This is a genomic window from Synechococcus sp. MU1655, from assembly GCF_023630655.1.
Lineage (GTDB): Bacteria > Cyanobacteriota > Cyanobacteriia > PCC-6307 > Cyanobiaceae > Synechococcus_C.
Map to the genome: position 1 here is coordinate 1 of NZ_JAKUHK010000116.1, position 6,022 is coordinate 6,022.

7 protein-coding genes are annotated in these 6,022 nt (G+C 53.4%); 5 read left to right on the forward strand and 2 right to left on the reverse strand.

Annotated elements, in window-relative coordinates; all coding sequences use genetic code 11:
* The 5 genes from hrpB to NCN04_RS06700 all read left to right on the forward strand — a co-directional run.
* A partial coding sequence (hrpB, locus tag NCN04_RS06680; protein ID WP_250395574.1) for an ATP-dependent helicase HrpB occupies window positions 1–2,198 on the forward strand: 2,198 nt, incomplete at its 5' end.
* A gap of 88 nt (window positions 2,199–2,286) precedes the next feature.
* A complete protein-coding gene (locus NCN04_RS06685) occupies window positions 2,287–2,430 on the forward strand; it encodes a CAB/ELIP/HLIP family chlorophyll-binding protein (RefSeq protein ID WP_071841236.1) in 144 nt (47 codons plus the stop codon).
* A 277-nt stretch (window positions 2,431–2,707) separates the two neighbouring features.
* The gene (gene xseA / locus NCN04_RS06690; protein WP_250395575.1) at window positions 2,708–3,880 is read left to right on the forward strand and encodes an exodeoxyribonuclease VII large subunit; all 1,173 of its coding nucleotides are present in this window, start codon (window positions 2,708–2,710) and stop codon (window positions 3,878–3,880) included.
* Window positions 3,881–3,885: 5 nt separating this feature from the next.
* Window positions 3,886–4,170, forward strand: coding sequence for an exodeoxyribonuclease VII small subunit (xseB, locus tag NCN04_RS06695; RefSeq protein WP_048347302.1), 285 nt, complete (start codon window positions 3,886–3,888; stop codon window positions 4,168–4,170).
* A complete protein-coding gene (locus NCN04_RS06700; RefSeq protein WP_250395576.1) occupies window positions 4,163–4,519 on the forward strand; it encodes a DUF2834 domain-containing protein in 357 nt (118 codons plus the stop codon). The genes xseB and NCN04_RS06700 overlap by 8 nt, the downstream gene beginning before the upstream one ends.
* 4 nt (window positions 4,520–4,523) lie before the next feature.
* Here NCN04_RS06700 and NCN04_RS06705 read toward each other — a convergent pair whose 3' ends face one another.
* A complete protein-coding gene (locus tag NCN04_RS06705; protein ID WP_250395577.1) occupies window positions 4,524–4,886 on the reverse strand; it encodes a hypothetical protein in 363 nt (120 codons plus the stop codon).
* 51 nt (window positions 4,887–4,937) lie between these two features.
* Window positions 4,938–5,870 (reverse strand): YihY/virulence factor BrkB family protein, encoded by a 933-nt coding sequence (locus NCN04_RS06710; RefSeq protein WP_250395578.1) that lies wholly within the window; start codon window positions 5,868–5,870, stop codon window positions 4,938–4,940.
* Between the last annotated feature and the right edge of the window lie 152 nt (window positions 5,871–6,022).

Consider the following 6,022-nt stretch of genomic DNA (forward strand, 5'->3'; position numbering starts at 1 on the left):
TCAACTGCGTGATCTTTGATGAATTCCATGAGCGCAGTCGAAATAGTGAATTAGCGCTTGCCTTGGTTCGGGAAGCGCAGGAGCTCCTCAGGCCTGATCTCTGCCTGCTGCTGATGTCGGCGACGCTTGATCTAACCAACCTGCGCAGCCAATTACCTCATGCGCAGGTTCTCACGAGCGAAGGGAAGGCCTTCCCTGTTGAGACGCAACACCTCTCACCCCGACCGAATGAACCTCTCGAGGGACGCGTTCTACGGGCGATTGAGCAGGAGATGACCCACCTGCTAGGCACACAAGACGGTGGACATCATCCATCCACCGTCTTGGTTTTCCTGCCTGGAGTCCGTGAGATTGAGCGTTGCCGGCAACGTTTAAGCAAGTCAGGCCTGCTGAACCATTGGGAGGTCATCGCCCTCCATGGAAGGCAATCCCTCGCCGAACAGGGACGAGCCCTGAAGCCTTGCAACCACGAGCGGGACGGACGCGTAATTTTGGCAACGTCCATCGCCGAAAGCTCCCTCACCCTGGATGGTGTTCGCCTCGTGATCGATTGCGGACTCACGCGGCACACCCAATTTGATCCTGGGACAGGAATGGAGGGACTGATCACCGTGCCGGCAAGTCAGGCCAGCGCTGATCAGCGACGAGGCCGTGCTGGACGGCAACAGGCCGGACGTTGCATCCGGCTTTGGTCTCCCGCTGAACAGCAACGACGGCCTGCCCATGACATTCCAGAGTTGCAGCGAGCTGACCCTCAACCCACCGTGCTGGATCTCGCTCTCTGGGGGGCTGGCTTAGGCGAAACATTGCCTTGGATCGAGCCCCCTCCTAGGGCCGCACTTCAGGAAGGCCGCAGGCAATTGCTTGAGCTAGGAGCCCTTAATTCAGAGGGACGCCCTACGGATATGGGGCAGAAACTGGCTCGATTTGGCGCCCATCCACGCCTGGGATTGATCCTTCTCCAAGCTCGTGCCTTGGGGAGACCGCAAGTTGGAGCAGACCTCGCCGCCATTCTCAATGAGCGTGATCTTCTAAGCCAGCACAACCACGGCAGCGACCTTTGGGCTCGCATGCTCTTGCTCCGCGACCAGCGGAGCTCTTCGCGAATGCCAAGGGAGCGCACCGCAGCCGATCGCCTCAGGACAATTCTCGATCAGAGCCGTCGATGGCTGCAACAACTCGGTCAATTTGATCAGGAGCAAGAGCCCCAAGACATCGAGGCGACAGACGAGCAAATCGCAGCTCAGCTGGTTGCAACAGCTTTTCCTGAATGGATTGCAATGGCCCGTCCAGGACAACGCGGACAATTTTTGCTTCGCCAAGGCCGCGGTGCGGCTCTACAGGTCAGCGATCCACTGGATGGAGCGGAGGCACTTGCAATTGCACAGCTCGACCTCGGTGACACCAGAGCCAAGATCCGACTGGCCCTCCCCCTCACAAAGCAATGGGTTAGGGACCTTGCCGATCAGAGCGGCCACTGGCAAGAGCGAGTGCTTTGGGACGAGCAAACCAAGCGGGTCAAAGCAGAGCGGGTCTTGCAGCTTGGTGCGCTGGAACTCGAGCGACAGACACAACCACAGGCGTCTTGTGAACGAAGTCGGGATGTCTTGATCCAGCAGCTCCGCAAAGACGGACTAGCTGTACTTCCCTGGACCCAGCGCACAGAACAACTTCGCAGTCGTCTCGCTCTGGCCCACCAACGGCTGGGAGACCCATGGCCGCTTCGCACTCTCCAACACTTGGAGAAACATCCCAACACCTGGATTGCGGACACTTTGATGGATTGCAGAGGTTGGGACGACGTCAAGGAAGAGCAACTGATGGAAGCCCTTTGGGGTGATCTCGCCTGGTCGAACCGGCAGCAACTCGATCAGCTCTTACCAACGCAAATCACAATCCCTTCAGGGCGCAACGCAGCTCTGAACTATCAAAATGACGACATTGTGCTGTCGGTCAAGCTGCAGGAAATGTTTGGCAGCCTCGAGGGACCGGCTGTTTTGAATGGCCAACTCGCCGTGACGATTGAATTGCTATCGCCCGCAGGGCGCCCACTTCAACGCACCCGCGACCTTGCTGGGTTTTGGCAAGGCAGCTACCAACAGGTGCGCAAGGAGATGCGCGGTCGCTATCCCAAGCATCCATGGCCAGAGGATCCGACGAATGCCGAGCCCACGGCCAAAAGGAAGGCCCGCCCCTGAAGCGCGTTCCGATCGCCCGAAATGTATCCGAAGCAACAACCAAGGGAACACTAAGCTTTGTTAAGATATTGGAGTAATGGAGTTTTAAATGACTGACACCTCATCTCGCTTCGGCTTCGTCAATTTTGCTGAGACCTGGAACGGCCGTCTTGCCATGCTTGGGTTCATCATCGGCCTGGGCACCGAGCTTCTCACCGGTCAAGGCATCCTGACCCAAATCGGCCTCGGCTGATTCGTTCAGAGCTAGCACCCAGTCCTAGCTTTCAGTCCCTCCACTCAACTGGGGGGATTTTTTATGGGAACCACTCACTAAGCCAAACTGGATCAATTCGCGCCGTTAGCAATGCTTCCCTTCTTTGCTAGCAATCGCCGTGAAGGAGCCAGGCTGCTAAGCAGCATGCTTGTTTTACTAGCCATCGGGTTGACGCAGGTTCACAAGACGTGGGGAATCATCCTGAGCATCGTTTCTGGGATCGTCAGCATTTATTGGGGATTGGCATACCAACGTCTTGAGCGCTGAAACACTTCCCACCTACTCCGTCCGCGAACTCAACAACGCGATCGGGGCTTTGCTGGATCGGGGTTTTGCGCCTCGGTTTGTCATCCAAGCAACAGCATCGAGGCCTCAAGTGAAGAAGGGGCATCTCTGGCTCACCTTGACTGATGGAGAGGCAAGCATCACTGCTGTGGCCTGGGCCTCAAAATTAAAACAATTGGATTTTGTTCCTGCAGATGGTGACGGAGTCACCGTGATTGGCAAGCTCAATTTCTGGTCAGCACGAGCGAGCCTTGCTGTTCAGGTTCTCGATATGAGGCCCAGCCTGACCACCGTGTTGCGTCGGTTTGAAACGGTCAAAGCACAATTGCTAGAGGAGGGCGTCATTGATCCCAGCCGGCGTCGAAAGTTGCCGGTCTATCCCAACCGATTAGCAGTCCTCACCAGCGTTCCAAGTTCAGCACTCGCAGACATGCTGCGTACAGCAGAAGAGCGATGGCCTTTGAGCGAGCTTCTTGTCGTTCCGATCCCCGTCCAAGGGGAGGTTTCGCCGATCATTTGCGGAGTTCTAAGTCGCCTTGCAAAACAACATCATCAGCTCGGATTAGACGCAATCGTGATCGCCCGAGGAGGAGGAAGCCGAGAAGATTTGATGGTCTTTGATGATGCAGAGGTTTGCCGAACGTTGGCAACCTTCCCTGTTCCGGTCGTGACAGGACTTGGGCATGAAGATGACCTCACCGTTGCTGACCTTGTGGCAGACCATCGAGCCGCAACGCCCACAGCCGCCATGGTCACACTGATGCCGAGCAGAGAGTCGGCACAGCAAACAATCATGCAACGACGCAGTCGCTTAAGCGAATACAAACGCTGGCGATTAGAGCAAGCCAACTCTCGACTAAGAGATCGACATTTGCTGCTCCATGCACTTCGGCCTGCTGTAACCCTTCAACGTCGTCGAGATCAGTGGCAACAACGGCAGCAATTGTTGCGCGCTCTTTCACCCCAACGATGGCTCAATCGGGGGTTTGCGATGCTCAACACAACGAACGGCCAGCCCCTTCAAAGCATTGATGACATCAACATCAATGAACAGCTACAAATCCTTCTCAAGGATGGTGTGATTCAGGCCGTCGCCAAAACCATTCAAGCGAATAAAGCATCGAACTCCCAAGCATCTCTTTAACTGCCATGCCACGCAAAAAGCCCGAACCAGCAAAGACATCTGAACAAGACACCTGGAAAGAAGATGCATCGAAGCTGAGCTATGAGGAAGCCTTGCAGGCTGTTGATGTGCTGCTAGGGCAATTACAAGATGATTCCGTTCCATTAGCGGATTTACAAAAAAATTATGCTCGTGCCACGATCTACCTCGATCGCTGTGAGTTACTTCTCAGCCAAGTAGAGCAATCGGTTCGCCAGCTCGATCCGAATACCATGGAAGAGTGCACTGTCGACGTGAGCAACAATGAATAAATTCCTCCCATGGACTTACCTCTTGCTCGCCATCCTTGGAGCCATCCTTCCTTGGCAAGCGAATCTCGAATTCATGCACATGAATCCAGGCGGCGGATTTGACCTCCAGACGTTTATCCAAGATGCCAACATCAATGCAGCTTCCCGCTCATTAAGTAGGGATCTTTTGATTGCTGCATCAGCCTTCAGCATTTGGATCATCACAGAAGGGAGAAAGCTACAAATCAAGGGCTGGTGGATCACCTTGATCATAAGCTTCAGCATTTCCTTCGCATGCGGAGGTCCACTGTTTCTTTATTTAAGAGAACGTAAATTGATGGAGCTCATTTCAGAACAAGAACAAAAATGAAATGTTAAGCGTCGACATCTTCGGCCTTAATATCGATTGTGACGTCACTCGCTGGACGAGAATCATTAACGGCAGCTGCATCTGCAGCTGCCGTTGCAGCACCAGATTTTTTAGTGGGAAGCATCGATCCACAAGCAGGACATTGAGCGCCTGTTGTCATGGTGCTCAAGCCACAGGCCTCACACGTTCTTACACGGCTCTGCAGCACCTTCCAGCCGATCCACCCCAAACCACCGAGAATAAATGGTAAGGCAAGCAGTGTGATGAGCAGGCCTCCAGCTACATCCAGCAAGACACGGCCTGCTGCCGTAGGCAGCAACAACAGCCCTAACAGAAGCAACCAAAGGAGTGGAGGGAAGCGTCCCATCAATCAACACTCCAAACGAACGGTTCTTCCATAATCGCTGCTTTTTGGCATTCAGGCATGGCTGGATCTGTTCGGATCCCTGCCATGCCTAAAAGAAGCCTTAGCGAGCTCAACACTCCAACATTGACCAAAATAAATCACAACACCCACCATCCAAACCCACAGGGTGAGAACAAGAACACTGCCAATGACTCCATACGCCTGAAAACGTGCCCCCAGAGAGAGAATGCTACGACTCACCGCAAGATTAAGAACAGTAAGAAGAAAGCCGATCAATAACGATCCTGGTATGAGCGGCTTAAACGGAACTCTGCGGCTTGGAAGCAAAAATTGAAGAGAAAGGGCCGTCACCGAAAACCCGAGGAATGGAACCATCAACCGACCAAATTGCAAGACCGGGATATGAGAGAGGAAGCCACCAAACCAAGGAATCGCAACAGACAACTCGGATAAAGCAGCAGTAGGAATCATGCGCACATTGGCACTAAGTTGATCAAGAACAACCAAGAGGCCAATCAATATCACCACAAAAAAAGCTTCGAGTCTGATTCGAATAAACTGCACGGCTTGAAGCTTAAATGGCAGATTGCTTTGCTGGGGTACAATCACACCCTCCCAAAGTCTTGCAGAACCACGTTGCAACGTTAGATAAACATTACCAGCAGTGAGTAACAACACACCAGCACCTAACAATCCAGCCCCAAATCCCTGACGAACTAACTGCATTAGCGTGTTTTGCACAATCACTACCGCCGATGGCGGCAAAACACCGCTTGCATAGGCAATAATCTTGGTCTCTAATGCATCTTGCCGACCAAGAAACCACGAGGCAATTGACAAAGAAATGAGAAGGATCGGGAAGATCGATTGCAGCGTGTAATACGCAAATGCAGCACTCAGATCCACGCAATCGCACTTCGCCCAACGCAAACAGGCGCACCAAAGACTACGAACGAACCGACGCAGCCGGATTTGTTTAGCCATGGCAGCTGCTGGCACCAATCAAAACCAAAGTAACGCGAAAAAAGACACAAAAAAAGCCATCCCTTCAAGGGATGGCTTTCTTCGTTTGGAATGTTTTTACCTGGCATCGAGCTATTTTCTCAGGGGGCTACCCCCCAAATATCGTCGCCGCT